We start from the raw sequence: 21,156 nt of genomic DNA, 5'->3' as shown, positions 1-21,156 counted from the left end.
AGTCCTTAGGCTAATGCCTCGGTGAGCATTGAACTGAATTGTTTCAGCAAAGTAGACGCTTGTTCGGGAGGCGTCTTAACTTCAACGAGCAAGGTACCCTGACCCTGTTCGAAATGTTGTTCGATAATGTTTTGATAGCAATTCAAGGTTTCTGGTGCAGCGTAACCAAGTTGGAACTGCGCAGCAGCGTGTTCAAAACTGAAACCATGAGGCATTTGATAAAGTGACTGTTTTTGCTGCTCTGGTACCGGCAACAAGTCAAAGATTGCACCACCGTCATTGTTGGTCACAACAATAACCATCGGCGTTAAATTATGAGTCAGCAGAGCCAGTGAATTGAGGTCGTACAACAAAGAGGTATCACCAATCAACATCAACAAAGGATTCTGGTTGGCTTTCACCACGCCCGCAGCCGTCGCCACCAAGCCATCAATGCCCGATGCACCACGGTTACTGTAAACTTGATTCGCAGATATTGATGACAGCATATCCACCAGCCTTACCATCAAGCTATTTCCCACAAATAGCTCTCTGCCTTTAAGTCTAGACGACAAGTCAACGGCAACACTGAGTTCCGTCAATTGGTCATTGTTGGATATTTGCGCGAGGGCGAGTTGCTGAACAGTATTTGCGACCTCGATTAAAGGAGCCGCCCAACCTGCATGCTGGCCTAGCAAGGTGGGTAAATGCTGCTCTGACACCCATGACTCGATAGCAGCAACGATATGAGTTTGAGGCAGATGATCTTGGTTGATTCGATGCGTATCTGGTGACACAACAATATATTGTGATGAGCAGAATGATGATGCTTGCGACTTTATCCAATGATTAAGGCGCTTAGAAACAATGCGCTCACCGAACTGAAGGATGAAATCACATTGGTTAAGTTGCTCTTTGGCTTTATCACTCTGCATCCACAGATCATAATGTTTCCAATCGCTGCTTACGCCCGATTGAGGATCGCAGAAAATTGGCCAACCTAAAGCTGATGCAAACTGTTTTGCTTTTCTCGCTGATTTATTATCGATAGAGCCAATAATCACCGCACCTTTACGGGCAACGTAATCGCCCGGCGCGACTGGCTGTTCATTCAAATGGTTAGGCAAGTAGGTATTGGTATACGGGCTTGTCGAAGCTTTCCACCCAGCGACACTGGATGTGTATTCCGCATACATTTCCGCGCTATTCGCAGAATATAGAGGTTCTGGGAACGGACAGTTGATATGAATCGCACCACCAACATTGCGTTGTTTCACCAGCGCGTGATCAACCGATGTCAGCAACCAATTCAGAGAAACTTGTGTACTAGGGCTTGGTAAGTTTAAAGCACTTTCAACATGGGAAGAAAAGATACCCTGTTGCTGAATCGCTTGATTGGCACCACAGTCGACCAAGTCGATGGGTCTATCAGAGGTCAGCAAAATCAGCTTCTCTCGTGTCAGCCCAGATTCAGCCGTCGCAGGAAGAAGGTTAGCGACAGCAGTACCAGAGGTAACAATCACGGCAACTGGCTTATCACTGGCTTTAGCTAAACCTAAAGCTAAGAATCCAAGACCACGCTCATCAAAGTGCGTGTGTAAGGTTAACTTGGGGTTGGCTTCAGCTTCGAGAGTTAACGGCGTTGAGCGAGAGCCCGGTGCAACACAAACATGTTCAACACCGTTGCGTGCTAGCTCTTCAAGTAATGTGTGACTCCAAACTCTATTTAATACGGCTTGGTCGTGATTCATGACGCCACACCCAACGGCGGGTGATCCGAAATCAAGCTGAGTAAGGTTGACATCTTCTTGTTCAATTCCTGCCATTCATACTCGGCAACCGATCCCGGCACGATCCCTGCGCCAGCAAACAGCTGTACTTGATCGTTTACAACTAACGCGCTTCGAATCGCGACACAAAACTCCGCTCTCTGATGACTAATATAGCCAACAGAACCTGCATACCAGCCTCGCGCAAACGGTTCGTGTTCAAGAATGAAGTCCATCGCCTCTTTACGCGGTAAACCCGCCACCGCAGCAGTCGGCTGTAATGCAGCAAGCAACTGCACACCGTTAACGCCATTATTAAGCTGAGCGTGGATATTACGCTTAAGATGCTGCACCTTACGCAAGCGCACAAGACGCGTATCCTTTTCAACATCGACCGTTTGAGAATGAGGAGTGAGGCGCTCAATGATGTCGTCAACCACATACTGGTTCTCATTGAGGTTTTTACTGTCTTGAGAAAGCCAGTTCGCTAACTCCATATCTTCTGTCGCGTTTTCTCCGCGACCAATGGTTCCCGCTAGAGCTTCAGTATCCAGCTCTGTCCCATACCGGCTATACAAACGCTCTGGCGTTGAGCCAATAAAGCTGTGTTTAGAATCCAATACCAACATAAAGTGAAAGCTGTGATGGTTTTGCAGGTAGCTGGCCTTGAGTAATTGAGCCGCGCAGATTGGCGCATCGAGCTGCAGTGTGGTTTTACGCGCTAAAACAACTTTCTTGTACTCTTCGTCGCTAATGCCCTGAAGCACTTTATCGACCAAATTACCCCACTGTTCTCGTTCTGGAACGTGGTTAATCTGTTCAATGTGAGCCGACAAAGGTGCCAATATCGCCGCTTCTACAGAAAGCTTATTCAAAGCATTAATGGAGGCAACGCGATCAGGAGACAAGTTAACCGCTAGCGACCAAGTGTCGTCAAAGCGGATTAATTCAACCTGAGGAAGGAAGAAAAACGATTCCATGCAACGACGGTTCTTTGCGGTATGTCCATCAAATGAACGTCCACCCCAGATTCGTTGATCTTCACCAAGAATTGCGTACGCGGGAGCAGGATCAGAAAAAGTGTGCAGTTGACCGAGCGCGACGACCTCTTCACGAGTGTCACGTGACTGCCAGTAGAACTTTGGAAAGAGCGGTTGAGCATGAAGCCATTCTATAAATGCAAACGATGGTTTTTGCGTTAGAACTTCAACACAACGAACTTCACTTGCTTGGGCATTTTGTACTCGCTCAATCAAAGCGGAGATAGTTTGCTGGAAATGTGACAAATCGACCTCGTTCACATCTAAATTATTATTATATTAGTTTGATACTTTATGGGCAGCACCCACTTAGATCAAGAATCTACTATATCTTTTGAACATTCCTGTGATTTTAAGCGATCCAGCCTCTTTATTCATCTTAGACAACAACAAAGAAAGCGATTAATTAAAATTTAGAAAAGAGTGACAACAAAAAGACCAAACGTGACACTGAAATGCGACATTCATCAGATTTTTATTCTATCAAACCCCATTTTGCGGTACTTTAATAAAGTATTTAAATTAATTTCAGGAAATCGGCAATGCAAAATATCGGGATGTCGTCAAAACTCAACAGCGTATGCTACGAAATCAGGGGGCCTGTACTCAAACATGCTAAGCGCATGGAAGAAGAAGGGCATAAAATACTAAAGCTTAATATTGGTAACCCCGCCCCATTTGGTTTTGACGCCCCTGATGAAATCCTTGTTGATGTAATCCGTAACCTACCGACATCTCAAGGTTACTGTGACTCAAAAGGCATCTATTCAGCCCGCAAAGCGGTTGTTCAGCACTACCAGAAAAAAGGCCTACGTAACCTTGATGTAGAAGACGTTTACATTGGTAATGGCGCATCAGAGCTTATCGTTATGTCTATGCAGGCGCTACTGGATAATGGTGATGAAATCTTAGTTCCCGCTCCGGACTACCCACTATGGACAGCGTCTGTTGCGCTTTCTGGTGGTACACCGGTTCACTACCTGTGTGATGAAGATGCTGATTGGTATCCAGATCTAGACGACATGCGTGCGAAGATCTCACCAAAGACTCGCGGCATCGTTCTTATCAACCCGAACAACCCAACGGGCGCGGTATACAGCCGTGATTTCCTACTGCAAGTTGTCGAAATCGCACGTGAGCACGGCCTAATCATCTTCGCTGATGAGATCTACGACAAAGTGCTTTACGACGGTGCCGTACATACTTCAGTCGCAACGCTTGCTGAAGACGTACTAATGGTCACATTCAATGGTCTATCTAAGGCTTACCGCGTGTGTGGTTTCCGTGGTGGCTGGATGTTCTTAACGGGTCCGAAGCACATAGCGAAAGGCTACGTTGAAGGGCTAGAAATGCTGGCCTCGATGCGTTTGTGTGCCAACGTACCAATGCAGCACGCCATCCAAACAGCACTCGGTGGTTATCAGAGTATCAACGAACTGATTCTTCCTGGTGGTCGACTGCTTGAGCAACGTGACCGTGCATGGGAACTGATCAACAAGATCCCTGGCGTTTCTTGTGTGAAACCAAAAGGCGCGATGTACCTGTTCCCTAAGATCGACACCAACATGTACAACATCAAAGACGATCAGAAATTCGTGCTCGATTTCCTTAAGCAAGAGAAGGTGCTATTGGTTCAAGGTACTGGCTTCAACTGGCCAAAACCGGATCACTTCCGCATCGTGACTCTGCCACATATCGAAGACCTAGAAATCGCGATTGGTCGTCTAGAGCGCTTCTTACAGACCTACAACCAAGACGACCTCATCGAAGGTTAATTAACACAAAGAAAGATGACTACAATTTGCTGTTTTAAAAGACTTTAACTTGTAATCAATCACTTCTATGCTTAAAGGGCTCCTGTTTGGGAGCCTTTTTTGTATCCGCTGTCTCGTATTACTATGTTGAACACATGATACGAGTGGAGCACAGTTTAGAAAGGACTCTTATGAAACAAAGCCATTTCTTTGCCCATCTTGCCCGTATGAAGCTGATTCAACGCTGGCCCCTCATGCGTTCAATCTCAAGCGAGAATATTTCAGAACATAGCCTGCAGGTGGCTTTCGTCGCACATGCCTTGGCATTAATTAAAAATAAGAAGTTTGATGGTCAGCTCAACCCCGAGCACATTGCTCTGCTTGGCATGTACCACGATACCAGCGAGGTACTGACGGGCGATTTACCAACTCCGGTTAAATACTACAACCCAGACATCGCCCAAGAGTACAAGAAGATAGAAGCCGCAGCAGAACAAAGACTGCTTTCAATGCTACCGGAAGAATTCCAAGACGATTTCGCGCCCTTCTTAATATCCGGAACAGCAAACAAAGAAGAACAAAGCATCGTCAAGCAAGCCGACACTATCTGTGCTTACCTCAAATGCTTGGAAGAACTCAGCGCGGGAAACCACGAATACGAACAGGCCAAACGCAGGCTTGAAGAGACGCTATCACAACGCAAAAGCCCGGAGATGGACTACTTTCTCACCACATTTGCGCCAAGCTTTGAATTATCACTAGACGAGATAAGCTAGCTGGGTATAACTTGAGTGTAATTAGCTAAATAAATCAGATTGATAGGTGCTATTTTGACTTCTCCACTCGAACCACCATTTGAACTCGAACAAGAATGGCAACATCGAAATGACGATGAACATAAAATAAGGCGTGATGACCATCGTAGCCCGTATCAACGCGATCGTGCGCGTGTGCTTCACTCTGCGGCTTTTCGTCGCCTCCAAGCAAAAACTCAAGTTCATGGCACCACGGTAAACGATTTCCACCGAACTCGCCTTACCCATTCGCTAGAAGCCGCACAACTTGGTACTGGCATTGTCGCTCAACTCAAGAAAAAGCAGCCCGAGTTTCGAGATCTTCTCCCCTCAGATAGCTTGATTGATTCACTGTGTTTAGCTCACGACATTGGCCACCCGCCTTATGGGCATGGTGGTGAAGTCGCACTCAACTACATGATGCGCGACCACGGTGGCTTTGAAGGCAACGCCCAAACGTTTCGCATTGTCACTCAGCTAGAACCTTACACCGAACATCACGGGATGAATCTATCTCGACGCACTCTGTTGGGGCTGATTAAATACCCTTCACTTCTTAGCGAAGTTCAAGCTAAATTACAGTCTGAGCCTGTTAAGCACCAACGACAACTCCGAGCCAAAGACTGGATGCCTGCAAAAGGCATCTACGATCATGATGAAGAACTTTTTAACTGGGTACTGGAGCCGCTTTCAAGTAGCGACCAACAGCTTCTAAAACAGAAAAGAAAAACGCATACCGAGCCACTTGAGCACAATAAGACCAAATATAAGTCACTTGATTGTTCAATCATGGAGTTGGCTGATGACATCGCGTATGGCGTGCATGATTTAGAAGATGCGATTGTGCTTGGCTCTGTGACCAAAGCTCAATGGGTAGATTCAGCTTACCCTCAACTTGAAGAGATGGCCGATCCTTGGATTTGTGAACACCTAGATTCAATTACAGAGATGCTTTTCTCTGGTGAGCAGTATCGTCGAAAAGATGCGATTGGTGGGATAGTTAACGCTCTGTTGACCAGTATTTCGATTGAACGAGTGAATGCTAGCTTTGAGAATGTGCTGTTGGCTTACAATGCCGTGCTTGAACCGAGCATGGATGGCACACTCGATAAACTGAAACACTTTGTCAGCGAGTTCGTGATTCAAGTGCCCCAAGTTCAAGTCATCGAATACAAAGGCCAACAGATCATCATGGATATGTTTGAAGCATTCAGCGCAGATCCTGAACGCTTGCTGCCACTGCCTATCAAGAAGCAATGGCTACAACATCAAGATGAATCAAGAAAGATGCGCGTGATTGCGGATTACATCTCATCAATGACTGATGACCTTGCGCAGAAAATGCATCAGCAATTGTTCTCAGCTCATACGGAATTTTAACGGCGTACTCGCTTCAATGTGACGGCTTAATCTAAATAATTTTTCTCGAATACACCTGGCGGCATTTGATTGATTTGAAACTGAATCATTTGGTCAAATGCCGTTAGTAACGGGGTAAAGTCGCCATCACTCTCTAGCAAGCTAAGCAAATGATAGCCAGCTTCGACGGTAGAAAGGCTGTTTTCACTTGGGGCTTTACGAATTCGATAATTACCCTTGAGGTCTTTCGGTAAGTGAACTGTGCTCAGAGCATGCAAGTTACTCGACACCTGCCACATCTTGAACGCCTTCTTCCACGTCCCATCCAATAAAATCACACGCAGCTTCTTATTAGGAGATGTTGCCGACTCAACTAAAACAGAGTTTTCGCTTGGGTATAAAATTACATGTTGGTACTGTTCATCGGCCAGCAATGCGTTCAATTGTTCGTTGTCTGAAAAATCTTCACCGACAAGCGTCACGCTGTTATTTAGAGATAACGAGAGGATACGCGCAGTTCCCATCGGGCGATGCTCTTCTGATGGATGCTGAAGAATGATAAGCTCAACATTCGATTCGAGTGGTGTAACCCACTGACAAATACAAGCTTTCAAAGCCTTGCTGCATTGGGGGCAATAACGAGACATGGATTTAATGTGTACCCTGTTTTAATTTTCACTTCACTTTTATGCGTCTTATTCCAATTTGAGCCAATACAAGCTTGGGTCGTTTGGGATAGCAATGCGATTGCCGAGGGGCAATGGTGGCGAATCCTAACAGGAAACTTTTCACATACCAACTACTCGCACCTTCTGATGAATCTAGCAGGCTTATGGATCATCAGCTATCTGTTTCAACCGAGTAAAAAACAGCTTGTTCTTGCTCTGCTTGTGATTAGTTTAGTGACAGGGATCGCTCTGCTGTTTTCGAGTATTCAGATCTATGTTGGCCTATCTGGCACTTTGCATGGGTTGTTTGGCTTATTCGCGCTCAGTGAGGCTTTAAACGGTAGGAGATCAAGTTGGCTGTTAGTGTTGGGATTAATCGCTAAAATCGCTTGGGAGCAGCTTGTTGGCCCTTCTAGCACCACTGGCGAACTGATTAATGCTCGTGTCGCGATTGAAGCCCACCTAGCAGGTGCACTGGCCGGAGGCTTCATATCTATCGCTTCATTTCTAACAAGTAGAAAAACGGATCAAAGTTGAATTCTTTCGCGGTTCTTTTCAACCGTGGCTTCACCTATCCCTTTCACACTCACCAAATCATCAGCAGTCGTAAACGCACCGTTTTGATCTCTGTAATCGACGATCTCTTGGGCTTTCTTGTCCCCAACACCAACTAATAGCGCTGAGAGTTCTTCTGCCGTCGCAGTATTGATGTTTACCGTAATCTCGATGCCATCGTAAAGCTCAGCTTTAGTTGGACTATCAGAAAACGCTGGGGAGCTAAGGGCCATCAGAAATGAAAGAAGTAGTGTTGAATATATCGTGCGCATAAACCGTTCCTTTGAACAAAAAACGTAACTTATGCATTTACCGCACTAGATAACACAATCACCAGACAAAAATAAAGCGGGTCACCTAAGTGACCCGCTTCGTTATACATCTTGTTTTCATCAGCTTGTTTGTTGGCTCGCAATTCTTATTTATCGAATAAACCTAATTTGCAAAACAACAACCATCGCATGTTGATTCTCGGTAGTCAGCCACCAAACAGGCCTAACTACCGAGCTAAGCTAACTCAAACTAACCTGAGCTTACTGACCCTGACCCACTACGTAGTATTCAACGTCTGCATTTTTACGCAGTACGTTTAGTACATTAGTAAGGTCTTGCTGATTACCAACTCGTTCCAACTGTGCACCAATTTGAGTGCTGTAAGCTGGGTTGATTTCAGCCGTTACTTTAGAAAGCTCAACAACAACGATGTTACCGTCTTGGTCTTTAGATTGACCGAACACAGCTTGACCTGCTTCTGGTTTCGCTAGAGCGAATACAGACGCCGCTAGTGGCGAGTTACGGTCAATCGTTTCAAGTTCAGTGAACACAAGGTTGTTATCTGCAAGTACTGCTTCGTTACCTTGCTTAAGCTCGTTCACTAGAGAAACACCTAGCTCAACTGCTTGTTGCTCAGCTTGTACAGCAGACAATGCAGCGACAACTTGATCTTTCACTTCAGCTAGAGGAAGAACTGTCTCATCGCGAGTCTCTTCTACACGAACAACAATCACGTGCTCAGGTGCAACTTCGATAACTTCAGAGTTCAGACCGTCTTCTTTCACTTCAGGGCTCAGGATAGCTTGCATAACTGCAGGCGTCATCAGAACTTCTGGAGCGTCAACTTGAGAGATGAAATCAGTTGTCGTGATCTTCGCATTGATAGCTTCAGCAGAATCATCCAAAGAATCTGGGAATTCAAACGCTACTTTTTCTAGCTCAGTTTGCTGTTCGTAGAACTGGTCTACAGCATGCTGATCTAGTAGTTCTTGCTTAATCTCAGCCGCTACTTCTGTATAAGGCTGAGCTTGAGACGCTTTTACTTCGTCTAGCTTGATGATGTGGTAGCCAAAATCAGATTTAACTAGTCCAGTAGTATCACCAATATTCTCAAGAGCGAAAGCCGCGTCTTCGAATGCAGGGTCCATAACATCGCGTTCAATCCAACCTAAGTCACCGCCAACATCTGCACTGCCGAAGTCGTCAGATTTCTCTTCCGCTAGCGTAGCAAAATCAGCGCCTGCATTTAGCTCGTCTAGGATAGACTGAGCTTTCGCTTCGTCATCGCCTTGAACTAAGATGTGACTAACTTTACGTTGCTCTTCAGTTGAGTACTTGTCTAGGTGCTCTTGATAGTATTTCAGTGCTTCTTCATCGCTTACTTCAAGCTGAGACTTAAGTGCTTCAGCTGAAAGCTCGATGTAAGACACCTTAGCTTGCTCTGGACGAGTGTAAGCTTGAGGGTTCTCAGAATAGTACTGTTCGATTTGCTCGTCAGTTAGCTCGATGTCTTTCGCTAGATCAGCAACAGACAAGGTCACTGTACGAATGTCACGAGTTTGAGCAATAAGTTTGCTTTGCGTATCGATTTCGCCTTGAAGAACAAATTCACTGCCTTGAAGCGCAGTCACAAGCTGGTTACGCATTAGGTCACGACGCATGTATTCAGCGAAGCTTTCTGCGCTGAAACCTGCACGGCGCAGTGCTGATTGATAAACTTCTTGATCAAATTGACCAGCAGTTTGGAACTGAGGCATTTCTAGAATCATTGTACGGATTTGAGAATCACTGATTCGTAGGCCTAGTGACTCAGCTTGCTGCTCAAGTAGAACATCGTTGATCATGCGATCAAGTACTGATTTACGGAAAGACTCTACGTATGCAGGGTCTGCAAGCATTTGAGCGAAGTAATCGCCAAGTTGAGACTGCATACGATTACGTTCGTTTTGGTAAGCTTGTTCGAACTCACCACGAGCAATTTCTGTGTTGCCAACTTTAGCTGCTGCGTTGTTACCGCCACCGGTGATGTAGCTGCCTACACCTGCGAATACGAATGACAGGATAATCAACCCAAGGATAATTTTTACCGCGATGCTATTCACGCCTTCGCGTAATCGATCCATCATAATTTAAGTGCTCTCCGGATATGAAGCATTGGCTTCAAAATAAAAATCTATTCACGCGATATTATCAGAAAAAGAAATGCGCATCAGTAGGATGCGCATAATTTAAATAAGTTCAATGTGCTTTGCACACATACTGTCTAAGAATGAAACATCATTTTTCAAACAGTAAACGCATTTTACTGCCTTCCCCTCTCTAAAATTGAGGTTTCAGCAGTGAAAATTAGTTACATGCGTCTTTAAGTGCTTTACCTGCTTTGAAGCCAGGTACTTTAGCTTCTGCGATTTGGATCTCTTCACCAGTTTTTGGGTTACGACCTGTACGAGCAGCACGAGTACGAACACTGAAAGTACCAAAGCCAACAAGTGCAACTTGGTCACCTGATTGTAGCGTTGTGCCAACTGCTTCGATGAAAGCGTCTAGAGCGCGACCAGCTGAAGCTTTAGAGATGTCTGCGTTTTCTGCGATTGATTCTACTAGTTGTGTTTTATTCACTGTTTTTCCCCTATGTGTCATCTGTGACTACTTCTCGATGACTGTACGTTCCATTTTGGTTTTAATTTAGCCGCAAGCCTTATTGCAAAAGGGCTGCAGCTTTAGTCAAATAACTTAGCGTCCAAAAAAAACGCTGACAAGCCTTTTCGGGTCTATCAGCGTAATTCTTTACTTATTTTTGCTATGCATCACTATTTTTTCACGTCAAACTCGACCCCTGACGGATCTCGTTCTAGCGCGACTTTAAGTACTTCATCAATCCATTGGACCGGAATCACCTTTAAGTCAGCGATTACATTGTCTGGAATCTCTTCCAAATCACGCTCATTGTCTTTAGGAATCAAGACAGTTTTGATGCCGCCACGGTGTGCTGCAAGCAGTTTTTCTTTCAAACCACCGATAGGTAAAACTTCACCACGAAGGGTAATTTCACCTGTCATACCGACCTCAGCTTTCACAGGATTACCCGTTAGACTGGATACCAATGCAGTACACATTGCGATACCCGCACTTGGGCCATCTTTTGGTGTTGCACCTTCCGGTACGTGAACGTGAATATCACGTTTCTCGTAGAAATCTGTGTTAATACCCAGATTTTCCGCACGAGAACGAACCACAGTCATGGCTGCTTGAATCGACTCTTTCATCACATCGCCAAGAGAACCGGTTTGCGTTAACTTACCTTTACCTGGCATTGATTCAGTTTCGATAGTCAGTAGGTCACCACCCACTTGAGTCCACGCTAAACCTGTCACTTGACCAATACGGTTACTCTCATCCGCTTTACCAAAGTCATGACGTTGAACGCCTAAGTACTCTTTCAGGTTATCAATGTTAACCGTTACAGACTTAAGGCTGCTGTCTAGCAAGATATTCTTAACTGCTTTACGACAAATCTTCGAGATTTCACGCTCTAGATTACGCACGCCCGCTTCACGCGTGTAATAACGAATAATGCCAACGATAGCTGAATCTTCGATATTAATCTCGTGAGGCTTAAGGCCGTTACGTTGGACTTGTTTGTCCAGTAAGTGACTTTTAGCGATGTTCAGCTTTTCATCTTCTGTGTAACCCGACAGACGAATCACTTCCATACGGTCCAGTAACGGGCCAGGAATGTCCATTGAGTTAGACGTTGCAACAAACATGACGTCTGACAGATCGTAATCTACTTCTAGGTAGTGATCGTTGAATGCAACGTTTTGCTCTGGATCTAACACTTCTAGAAGCGCTGAAGATGGGTCGCCACGCATATCAGAAGACATCTTATCGATTTCATCTAATAGGAACAGTGGGTTCTTAACACCAACTTTAGACATCTTCTGGATCAGTTTACCCGGAAGTGAACCGATGTAAGTACGACGGTGACCGCGGATTTCCGCTTCGTCACGTACGCCACCAAGAGCCATACGAGTGTACTTACGGCCCGTTGCCGCTGCAATCGAACGGCCTAGCGAGGTTTTACCGACACCAGGAGGACCAACAAGACAAAGGATTGGACCTTTTAGCTTGTTAATTCGATTTTGTACTGCCAAGTATTCAAGGATACGTTCTTTAACACGCTCTAAGCCGTAGTGGTCTTCATTCAAGACCTCTTCCGCTTTCGCTAAATTCTTTTTAACTTTTGAACGCTTAGCCCAAGGAACACCAACCATCCAATCAATGTAGCTACGTACTACTGTTGCTTCAGCAGACATTGGCGACATCATTTTCAGTTTTTGCAGTTCTTGCTCGGTTTTTTCACGAGCTTCTTGAGGCATTTTAGAATCTTCGATCTTCTTCTTCAGAGTCTCGAATTCATCAGGTGCGTCATCCATCTCGCCCAGTTCTTTCTGAATCGCTTTCATTTGCTCATTCAGGTAGTACTCGCGCTGAGATTTCTCCATCTGCTTCTTAACGCGGCCACGAATGCGTTTTTCAACTTGCAGGATGTCAATTTCTGACTCCATTTGGCCCATTAAGAATTCCAAACGTTCAGTCACATCTGCAATTTCTAGAACGTGCTGCTTATCAACCAATTTAAGTGGCATGTGCGCTGCAATCGTATCGGCTAGGCGTGCAGCCTCATCAATACCGTTCAGAGACGTTAGAACTTCTGGTGGGATTTTTTTGTTTAGCTTAATAAAGCCTTCGAATTGATTGATCGCGCTGCGAACAACCACTTCTTGTTCTTTTTCGTCAAGTTCTGAGGTTACAACGTATTCGGCATCCGCTAAGAAAAACTCATTCTCTTTGAACTGGTGAATTTTTGCACGCTGCTGACCTTCGACAAGTACTTTCACAGTACCATCAGGCAGCTTTAGCAACTGAAGAATAGTAGCGACTGTACCTACGTTAAATAGGTCGTCGATTGAAGGCTCATCAGTGTCCGCTTCTTTCTGCGCTACAAGTAGTACTTGTTTGTTAGCTTCCATTGCCGATTCAAGGCAAGTAATCGATTTTTCACGACCGACAAACAATGGAATAACCATGTGTGGGTAAACCACTACATCACGTAGAGGTAGCACGGGGATTTCGATACGCTCGGAACGTTCCAAGTTCATATATTTCTCTCTTCCGCTTTAACTTATAAAGCAGTATATGGGGCTTAAACGACTGGATTCAATGGAAGAATAAAAAAAAGGAGGTAATTGCTTACCTCCTTTTTCAATTTGAGTGACTTGTCTAAAAAAGACCTACTCTGCAACCGCTGCTTGGTTATCTGAGTTGCTGTAAATCAACAGTGGTTCTGACTCACCATTAATTACCGACTCATCAATCACAACCTTGCTTACATCTGTCGAAGATGGCAGTTCGTACATAGTTTCTAGTAGAACACCCTCCAAGATAGAACGCAGACCACGAGCACCCGTTTTACGTTCCATTGCTTTCTTCGCAATTGCACGTAGAGCATCGTCGCGGAATTCTAATTCAGTCTCTTCGATTTCAAATAATGCTGCGTACTGCTTAGTAAGCGCATTCTTCGGTTCACAAAGAATTTGAACTAGAGCTTCTTCGTCAAGTTCTGTCAATGTCGTTGTCACGGGTAGACGACCAATGAATTCCGGAATTAGACCGTACTTCACGAGATCTTCAGGTTCAACTTGAGTGAACAGTTCACCCACAGTTTTTGCTTCATCTTTTGAACGCACTTCTGCGCCAAAACCGATGCTCGAACCTTTTTCTACACGTTGCTCAATCACTTTATCTAGGCCAGAGAACGCTCCGCCACAAATAAATAGGATCTTAGACGTGTCCACTTGCAAGAACTCTTGCTGTGGATGCTTACGACCACCTTGAGGTGGAACTGAAGCAACTGTACCTTCAACAAGTTTAAGTAGAGCTTGCTGTACACCTTCACCAGACACGTCACGCGTGATTGATGGGTTTTCAGCTTTACGAGAAATCTTGTCGATTTCATCGATGTAAACAATGCCGCGTTCTGCTTTTGCTACGTCATAATCACACTTCTGAAGCAACTTCTGGATGATGTTTTCAACATCTTCGCCCACATAACCAGCTTCGGTTAGTGTTGTTGCATCTGCCATTGTGAAAGGAACGTCCAGGAAACGAGCCAGTGTTTCAGCCAGTAGTGTTTTACCACTACCAGTAGGACCGATAAGAAGAATGTTACTCTTACCTAGCTCTACGCCTTCAGCTGTCGTGTCACCATTACGCAAACGCTTGTAGTGGTTGTATACCGCAACTGCTAGCACTTTCTTCGCGTATTCTTGACCGATTACATAGTCGTCAAGATGCTCACGAATCTCACGCGGCGTTGGCAGCGATTCCGATTCTTTCTTAGGAAGAACATCTTTAATTTCTTCACGAATAATGTCGTTACAAAGATCGACACATTCATCACAAATGTAAACAGAAGGACCTGCGATTAACTTGCGAACTTCGTGTTGGCTTTTGCCACAGAAAGAGCAGTAAAGCAGTTTACCGCTACCACCCTCTTTGCTTTTATCTGTCATTCGCTAACCTCTTAGCCTTTACTCTCTATGCTTGAGTGTATATCAATTTGAATCACTTTGCGTTAAACAATTGCCGTGCAATTATTGACCGCGGTGATTAAGAACTGAATCTACCAAGCCGTATTCTACTGCTTGATCAGCAGACATAAAATTATCACGATCTGTATCACGCTCAACAACTTCTAAAGGCTGACCAGTGTGCTCTGCCAATAGTTTGTTTAGCTTTTGTTTGATCGTTAGGATCTCTTGCGCGTGAATTTGAATATCAGACGCTTGGCCTTGGAAGCCGCCAAGTGGCTGGTGAATCATTACACGTGAGTTTGGAAGCACGTGACGCTTACCAGGAGTACCACCCGCTAGTAAGAATGCACCCATAGAGCAAGCTTGACCCATACATACTGTGCTCACGTTTGGCTTGATGAACTGCATTGTGTCATAGATAGACATGCCCGCTGTTACGCTACCGCCAGGTGAGTTGATGTAAAGATAGATATCTTTGTCTGGGTTTTCTGATTCCAAGAAAAGCAGTTGAGCCACGACAAGATTTGCCATGTGGTCTTCCACTTGACCTGTTAAGAAAATGATACGTTCTTTTAATAGACGAGAATAAATATCGTAAGAACGTTCACCACGGGAAGTCTGTTCAACCACCATAGGAACTAGTGCGTCCATAATCGATGGCATTGTATTTTTTTCTTGGTAGCTCATATTCTTATGTCCCTAAAATAAATGGCCCGAATGATTAAATCATACGGACCATTGTTAGCAGAATTGTTGACCGTACGTCAACCTTCTACGTCAGATATTACTATATTAAGCAGGTTGCTGATTCATTAGCTCGTTGAAGCTAACTTCTTTATCAGAAACTTGAGCTTTAGCGATGATTGCATCAATAGCTTGCTCTTCTAGAGCAACATTGCGCATGTTGTTCATCATTTGCTCGTTTTGCTCGTAGTAAGCAATAACTTCAGTTGGATCTTCGTATGCTGTAGCCATCTCTTCGATGATAGCTTTAACTTTCTCGTCGTCAGCTTTTAGCTCTTCAGTCTTGATTACTTCACCAAGAAGAAGCCCTACAACTACGCGACGTTTAGCTTGCTCTTCGAACAGCTCACGTGGAAGTTGGTCAGCAGCTTCAGTGTTGCCACCGAAACGTTGAGCAGCTTGTTGACGTAGAACACCGATCTCTTGATCGATTAGAGCTGAAGGTACGTCGATGTTGTTTTCATTAACTAGACCGTCGATTGCTTGCTCTTTGATGCGGTTCTTAACAGCTTGCTTAAGCTCACGCTCCATGTTCTTACGAACTTCAGCTTTAAGGCCTTCAACGCCTTCAGCCGCGCCGAACTTAGAAACGAATTCTTCGTTTAGTTCTGGAAGCTCACGAGCTTCAACTTTGTTCAGCTTGATAGAGAACTTAGCAGCTTTACCTTTTAGGTTTTCAGCGTGGTAATCTTCTGGGAAGTTTACTTCGATTTCGAATTCCATACCTGCTGTTTTACCAACGATACCGTCTTCAAAACCAGGGATCATGCGACCAGCACCCATCTCTAGTGGGAAGTTCTCAGCTTTACCGCCTTCGAACTCTTCACCGTCGATAGAACCAACGAAGTCGATAGTTGCACGAGAACCAGCGTCAGCAGCAGCTTCAACTTCAGTCCAAGTTGCTTGTTGCTTACGTAGAGTTTCGATCATCTCTTCAACGTCAGCTTCTTTAACTTCTACTGCTGGTTTCTCAACAGTGATGTTTTCTAGACCTTTCAGCTCAACTTCTGGGTAAACTTCAAAAGTTGCGTTGAATACTAGGTCAGCGCCTTCGTTGTTTTCAACTGGTGCGAAAGTAGGTGCGCCAGCTGGGTTGATTTTCTCTTTAACGATCGCTTCGATGAAGTGACGTTGCATTACTTCGCCCATCACGTCTTGACGTACTGCTTTGCCGTACATTTTAGCAACCATCTTCATAGGCACTTTGCCTTTACGGAAACCATCGAAACGACGGTTTTTCGCGATGTTGCGTAGTTCAGCTGTAACTGCATCTTCGATGTTAGCAGCAGGAACAGTAATATTAAGACGGCGCTCTAGGCCTTCTAGCGTTTCAACAGTAACTTGCATTATATAAACCTCAAAACTGGCTCAGTAATCTGAGCATATGAGCCGTAACTTAGCTTTAATTCAAAAGCCGACGTTGTTGGCTGCATTCTTGTGTAGTGCTCTATCCGAACACCTAATTTAAAATCGAGCATTGATGTCTGAATTGATCATTCAACCAAACACCAGACTAATCAGCGATATCTTCGTTCTTCACATGCTTATTGAACGTTCTCACGCAGTTATAAAACGTTTTCACGTACTTATAAAACGTTCTCACGTACTTACAAAAAGCAGTGAAGCTTGTTTTCGGAAACAAGAAAGGTATCTCCGATTAGCCTCAGGACAGAAATTTTAGATGCGACATTCTAGCGATCTGTTTAATCTCTGTCGAGCCGTTCACCTCTGCATGATGATGAATGCTCTAAATTCGTCCAACTAAATGATACAAAAACGATCAAATCATCACTTAGCACAACAGAAATGGGGACAATAGCGACTTTTTCAAGGGAATCGAGGGCTTTTTTTGCTAAAAACCTTAAAAAGAGATCTTGCTCTTGTTTTACCCCTCAGAGTCGATAACTTTTTCAACAATCCCCGTTACAAACCCTTAACCTACCCCCACCTGTCGACTTTCTCCTTTCAGCAAAAACTACCGCTATTTGCTACCATAAATGAGAGAAAACAGGCTTGATTGATTACCAAAGAAATTAGCGGAGAGCCTTCATGTTTCAAGCTTTTAGAATCCCAATACTATTAATGGCCATATACAGTCTACTGATGGTCTTTGGCGGTCATTGGGTATGGAGTACTAGTCATGAAAGTTTGTTAAATGATCATCAATCTAAGCTAAACCGCTTTTCGGTTCATATTTCAAGCCAATTGGATAAGTTCGCGCACATTCCCGAGCTGCTTTCAAAAGACAAAGAACTGGTCGATGCCCTTCACTCTCCAAGTAACTCTGCGCAAATCGAGCTCACCAATCGCTATCTAGAGCACGTAAATTCGGTGATTCAAGCGTCCGACACTTATCTATTAGACAGCATTGGCACCACTATCGCAGCCAGTAACTGGAATCAACCGCGTTCTTTTATTCGTCGAAACTTTGCTTTCCGTCCCTATTATCAACAAGCCATTCAGGGCAATGAGAATCAATATTTTGCGCTAGGTTCAACGTCTGGGAAGCGAGGCTATTATTATTCTTACCCCGTCTCCTATGCCGCTGAGATTATTGGCGTCATTGTCGTAAAGATGGATTTATCGCTGATTGAAGCAAGTTGGAAAGGCAAACAGAGTTTTTTTGTTGCTGACGATAAAGACCAAATCGTATTCATGTCGAGTAATCCTGAATGGCTGTTCAAAAGCCTTCAGCCGCTGAGCCAAGCACAGCAAGCTCGAATTCAAGAAAGCAGACAATATCTCGATACCAAAATAGAAAGCCTTCACTTCTCTGGTGATTTCGAGAGTGCGACTAGCAATATTGAGTCTCCGCACAAGCTCGTCCAAGAGCAATTCTTTAGCTCTTCACGCTTCTTAGCCGAACCGAAACTCACTATACGAGTATTTTCTCCGACCCACTTAGTTTGGTGGGACCTGGTGGCTTACCTAGTGGTTTTGAGCCTTATCTTTGCGATTATTTATCTAACGATGCAGCTCAATCACCATCGACAACAAAGGCGTGCCCAAATTGATAGACTGCAATCTGAAGCCAAGCAAAAGCTAGAATTTCAAGTGCTTGAGCGCACATCAGAGCTGCATGTCGAGATTAAACATCGTACCGAAACCGAACATGTACTGAGGCAGACACAAGACGAACTCATCCAAGCTGCCAAACTGGCGGTGCTAGGGCAAATGTCGGCAAGCATAAGCCATGAGTTGAATAATCCTCTCGCTGCGATTCGCAGTTATGCTGACAACGGCCGACTGTTTCTTGCCAAAGAAAAGATCGATCGTGTCGATGACAACCTCTCGCGAATCTCGGCGCTCACTGATCGCATGGCGAAAATCAGCCACCAGCTTCGCTCCTTCGCCAAGAAATCCACCGCGGAAGAGCTACACACGTTGCAGATACTTCCCGTATTACACTCGTCAAGAGAGCTGATGAAACCACAACTCAAGAGTGAACGAGTTAAGGTTAACGAACTCCCTGAAACCTTTGATGCTTGCGTGCTCGCCAACGCCATTCAATTGGAACAAGTGATCATTAATTTGCTGACCAACGCGATTCAGGCGATGGAACAACAAGACGACAAGCAATTAGCTATTCTGTTAGAAATTAGGGAATCCGACCATCAACAAGCCAGCACCTTGCTGATTCATGTCGATGATAATGGCCCCGGCTTCATTTCCTCTTCGAGTGGCGATTTTTTTGAACCTTTCCATACCACCAAGAAAAACGGACTTGGACTTGGGTTATCGATTTCTCAACAAATAATCAGCGGAATCAATGGCAAGCTCGTTACCGGTCACAGCCCTCAAGGTGGTGCTCGATTCAGCATAGAGTTGCCCCTTGTTGAACACCAGCAGCAACAAAAACAGCAAGAAGAACCATTACGTAAAGCAAAAACAACAGACTGAGATTAAACCGTTAACAAGCTAGCTATTTAACAAGCGAGCCAACCAACAAGCAAAAAACTCAGCGATAATCAGAATACAAAGAAGTAAAGGAATCACTATGTGTCACGTCTATTTCATTGATGATGAATCCGATCTAAGAATGGCGATTGAACAGAGCTTTGAGCTCGCCGATATTGAAGCGGAGTTCTTTCCCGATGCCGAATCTGCTCTGCTCGCAATTCAAGAGAACGGCTTACCCCACGTAATCATCACTGATATCTGTTTACCGGGTATTTCCGGGCATGACTTGCTCAACACCGTAATGCACAAAGACAAAGAAGTCCCCGTAATCATGATCACTGGCCACGGCGATATCTCCATGGCCGTACAAGCAATCCAAGACGGCGCCTATGACTTCATTGAAAAACCGTTCGCCAATGAACGCCTAATCGAAACTACTAAGCGAGCGATAGAAAAACGCCAACTTACCCTTGAGAATATTGAATTGAAGCGCTCTCTCAAGGCCAGTAAAGCGCTTGGACCAAGAATCATTGGTGACACGCAATCAATGACCGAGCTGCGTTCTATCATCACCCACGTTGCCGACACTAACGCCGATATTTTGTTGTTTGGTGAGACAGGCACGGGCAAAGAATTAGTCGCACGATCCCTACACGAGCAAAGCAGTCGACGAGAACAAAACTTTGTTGCCGTCAATTGCGGGGCGGTTCCAGAAAATCTGATTGAAAGTGAGTTGTATGGCCATGAAAAAGGCGCATTCACAGGTGCTGAGAGTAAACGCATTGGCAAGTTCGAGTTTGCTCAAGGCGGAACCCTATTCTTAGATGAGATCGAATCCATGCCGATGCAGGCACAAATTCGCCTGTTACGTGTCTTACAAGAACGCGTCATCGAAAGAGTGGGCTCAAACGGATTGGTCCCACTTGATATTCGAGTAATCGCCGCAACCAAAGTTGACTTGAAAAAGGCAGCTGAAGAAGGAACTTTCAGACAAGACCTTTACTACCGGTTGAATGTTGTCACCCTAGATTTACCGCCGTTGAGAAGCCGCCAAGAGGATATCCCAGCACTCTTCCACCACTTCTTACTGGTCGCTGCGGCACGTTATGGTAAAACAGCCCCGGCAATTCCACAGAAAGAACTGCACGAGCTTTTAGCTCACGATTGGCCGGGAAATGTACGAGAATTGCGTAACACTGCGGAGCGTTTCGTACTTTTAGGCAAGCTATCTCACTTATCAGACAGCACTTCGGAGTCGACCCAACATTTGTCGTTAGCAGAACTGGTTTGTGATTTTGAGAAAAACACGTTAAAGCAAGCGCTTATTGAATGTAATGGCAGCATAAAAGAGACGATGGATAGGCTGCAACTTCCCCGAAAAACACTCTACGATAAGATGCAAAAACACCAGCTAGTGAAAGAGTCATACAGACAAAACGAAAACTAAATTAGATTTGGGAGCAAGATCACCTATACTTATTTTGATAACAGGATGTTATGCAATCAAAGTAATAAGGAAATAACTATGGGTGAGAAAACAAGAGTTCCCTCGATCACCGATACTTTCGAGATAGATGGTGTTTTTTATACTGACAATCATGTCGATCTATACACGCCAGAATTAGAGGCAAAAAGAGCGCTGTATGAGCAGATTGATTCAGGTTCTAGATATGGCAAGATTATCGATGAGGAGGTTTAACCCTCCTCATCACTTCGTTGTTACTT

The 21,156-nt window shown here is 44.7% G+C and carries 17 protein-coding genes and 1 pseudogene; 7 read left to right on the top strand and 11 right to left on the bottom strand.

Annotated features, from left to right (window positions below; genetic code table 11):
• Nucleotides 1-5: 5 nt before the first annotated feature.
• Complete coding sequence (menD, locus tag AC3CIA_RS04620; protein ID WP_488518873.1) at nucleotides 6-1,730, bottom strand: 2-succinyl-5-enolpyruvyl-6-hydroxy-3-cyclohexene-1-carboxylic-acid synthase; 1,725 nt, start codon at nucleotides 1,728-1,730, stop codon at nucleotides 6-8.
• Nucleotides 1,727-3,034, bottom strand: coding sequence for an isochorismate synthase (locus tag AC3CIA_RS04615; RefSeq protein WP_488518598.1), 1,308 nt, complete (start codon nucleotides 3,032-3,034; stop codon nucleotides 1,727-1,729). Before AC3CIA_RS04615 ends, menD begins: the two co-directional genes overlap by 4 nt.
• A 296-nt stretch (nucleotides 3,035-3,330) precedes the next feature.
• Here AC3CIA_RS04615 and AC3CIA_RS04610 point away from each other — a divergent pair, with 296 nt between their 5' ends.
• The 3 genes from AC3CIA_RS04610 (at nucleotide 3,331) to AC3CIA_RS04600 (ending at nucleotide 6,716) form a co-directional block, all read left to right on the top strand.
• Complete coding sequence (locus AC3CIA_RS04610) at nucleotides 3,331-4,563, top strand: pyridoxal phosphate-dependent aminotransferase (protein WP_054548195.1); 1,233 nt, start codon at nucleotides 3,331-3,333, stop codon at nucleotides 4,561-4,563.
• Nucleotides 4,564-4,733: 170 nt separating this feature from the next.
• Nucleotides 4,734-5,318, top strand: a complete 585-nt coding sequence (gene yfbR, locus AC3CIA_RS04605; protein WP_065104861.1) for a 5'-deoxynucleotidase — start codon at nucleotides 4,734-4,736, stop codon at nucleotides 5,316-5,318.
• 54 nt (nucleotides 5,319-5,372) lie between these two features.
• On the top strand, nucleotides 5,373-6,716 hold the full coding sequence (locus AC3CIA_RS04600) for an anti-phage deoxyguanosine triphosphatase (protein ID WP_146456832.1): 1,344 nt from the start codon (nucleotides 5,373-5,375) through the stop codon (nucleotides 6,714-6,716).
• A 26-nt stretch (nucleotides 6,717-6,742) separates the two neighbouring features.
• Here the strand turns inward: AC3CIA_RS04600 and AC3CIA_RS04595 are convergent, their stop codons facing one another.
• On the bottom strand, nucleotides 6,743-7,342 hold the full coding sequence (locus AC3CIA_RS04595) for a tRNA-uridine aminocarboxypropyltransferase (RefSeq protein WP_488518597.1): 600 nt from the start codon (nucleotides 7,340-7,342) through the stop codon (nucleotides 6,743-6,745).
• Nucleotides 7,343-7,351: 9 nt separating this feature from the next.
• Between AC3CIA_RS04595 and rrtA the strand changes: the two genes are divergently transcribed.
• A complete protein-coding gene (rrtA, locus tag AC3CIA_RS04590; protein ID WP_371725932.1) occupies nucleotides 7,352-7,900 on the top strand; it encodes a rhombosortase in 549 nt (182 codons plus the stop codon).
• Here the strand turns inward: rrtA and AC3CIA_RS04585 are convergent.
• The 8 genes and pseudogenes from AC3CIA_RS04585 to AC3CIA_RS04550 all read right to left on the bottom strand — a co-directional run.
• A complete protein-coding gene (locus tag AC3CIA_RS04585) occupies nucleotides 7,891-8,190 on the bottom strand; it encodes a ComEA family DNA-binding protein (protein ID WP_004736087.1) in 300 nt (99 codons plus the stop codon). The two genes, rrtA and AC3CIA_RS04585, sit on opposite strands and share 10 nt — an antisense overlap.
• Before the next feature lie 261 nt (nucleotides 8,191-8,451).
• Nucleotides 8,452-10,317, bottom strand: a complete 1,866-nt coding sequence (gene ppiD, locus AC3CIA_RS04580; protein ID WP_488518596.1) for a peptidylprolyl isomerase — start codon at nucleotides 10,315-10,317, stop codon at nucleotides 8,452-8,454.
• Nucleotides 10,318-10,537: 220 nt separating this feature from the next.
• A complete protein-coding gene (locus AC3CIA_RS04575) occupies nucleotides 10,538-10,810 on the bottom strand; it encodes an HU family DNA-binding protein (RefSeq protein WP_004736083.1) in 273 nt (90 codons plus the stop codon).
• A 191-nt stretch (nucleotides 10,811-11,001) separates the two neighbouring features.
• Nucleotides 11,002-13,353 (bottom strand): endopeptidase La, encoded by a 2,352-nt coding sequence (gene lon, locus AC3CIA_RS04570; protein ID WP_488518595.1) that lies wholly within the window; start codon nucleotides 13,351-13,353, stop codon nucleotides 11,002-11,004.
• Nucleotides 13,354-13,485: 132 nt separating this feature from the next.
• Nucleotides 13,486-14,766, bottom strand: a complete 1,281-nt coding sequence (gene clpX, locus AC3CIA_RS04565) for an ATP-dependent protease ATP-binding subunit ClpX (protein WP_004736081.1) — start codon at nucleotides 14,764-14,766, stop codon at nucleotides 13,486-13,488.
• Between the two features lie 81 nt (nucleotides 14,767-14,847).
• Nucleotides 14,848-15,474: an ATP-dependent Clp endopeptidase proteolytic subunit ClpP gene (gene clpP, locus AC3CIA_RS04560; RefSeq protein WP_004736080.1), complete on the bottom strand. Its 627-nt coding sequence runs from the start codon at nucleotides 15,472-15,474 to the stop codon at nucleotides 14,848-14,850.
• 105 nt (nucleotides 15,475-15,579) lie between these two features.
• A complete protein-coding gene (tig, locus tag AC3CIA_RS04555) occupies nucleotides 15,580-16,878 on the bottom strand; it encodes a trigger factor (protein WP_004736079.1) in 1,299 nt (432 codons plus the stop codon).
• Between the two features lie 356 nt (nucleotides 16,879-17,234).
• A pseudogene (locus AC3CIA_RS04550) lies at nucleotides 17,235-17,417 on the bottom strand (hypothetical protein); the annotation flags it as partial.
• A 163-nt stretch (nucleotides 17,418-17,580) separates the two neighbouring features.
• Between AC3CIA_RS04550 and AC3CIA_RS04545 the strand changes: the two are divergent.
• From AC3CIA_RS04545 to AC3CIA_RS04535, 3 genes are all read left to right on the top strand, one after another.
• Nucleotides 17,581-19,431 (top strand): sensor histidine kinase, encoded by a 1,851-nt coding sequence (locus AC3CIA_RS04545; protein ID WP_488518594.1) that lies wholly within the window; start codon nucleotides 17,581-17,583, stop codon nucleotides 19,429-19,431.
• Between the two features lie 97 nt (nucleotides 19,432-19,528).
• Nucleotides 19,529-20,878: a sigma-54-dependent transcriptional regulator gene (locus tag AC3CIA_RS04540; protein ID WP_237299624.1), complete on the top strand. Its 1,350-nt coding sequence runs from the start codon at nucleotides 19,529-19,531 to the stop codon at nucleotides 20,876-20,878.
• A gap of 78 nt (nucleotides 20,879-20,956) precedes the next feature.
• Complete coding sequence (locus AC3CIA_RS04535; RefSeq protein ID WP_162838728.1) at nucleotides 20,957-21,130, top strand: hypothetical protein; 174 nt, start codon at nucleotides 20,957-20,959, stop codon at nucleotides 21,128-21,130.
• Nucleotides 21,131-21,156 lie beyond the last annotated feature (26 nt).

It is taken from the genome of Vibrio sp. QJM3NY_27, assembly GCF_057785955.1.
Note: the sequence above shows the minus strand (reverse complement) of the source record. Positions and strands in the feature narration are given on the sequence as shown.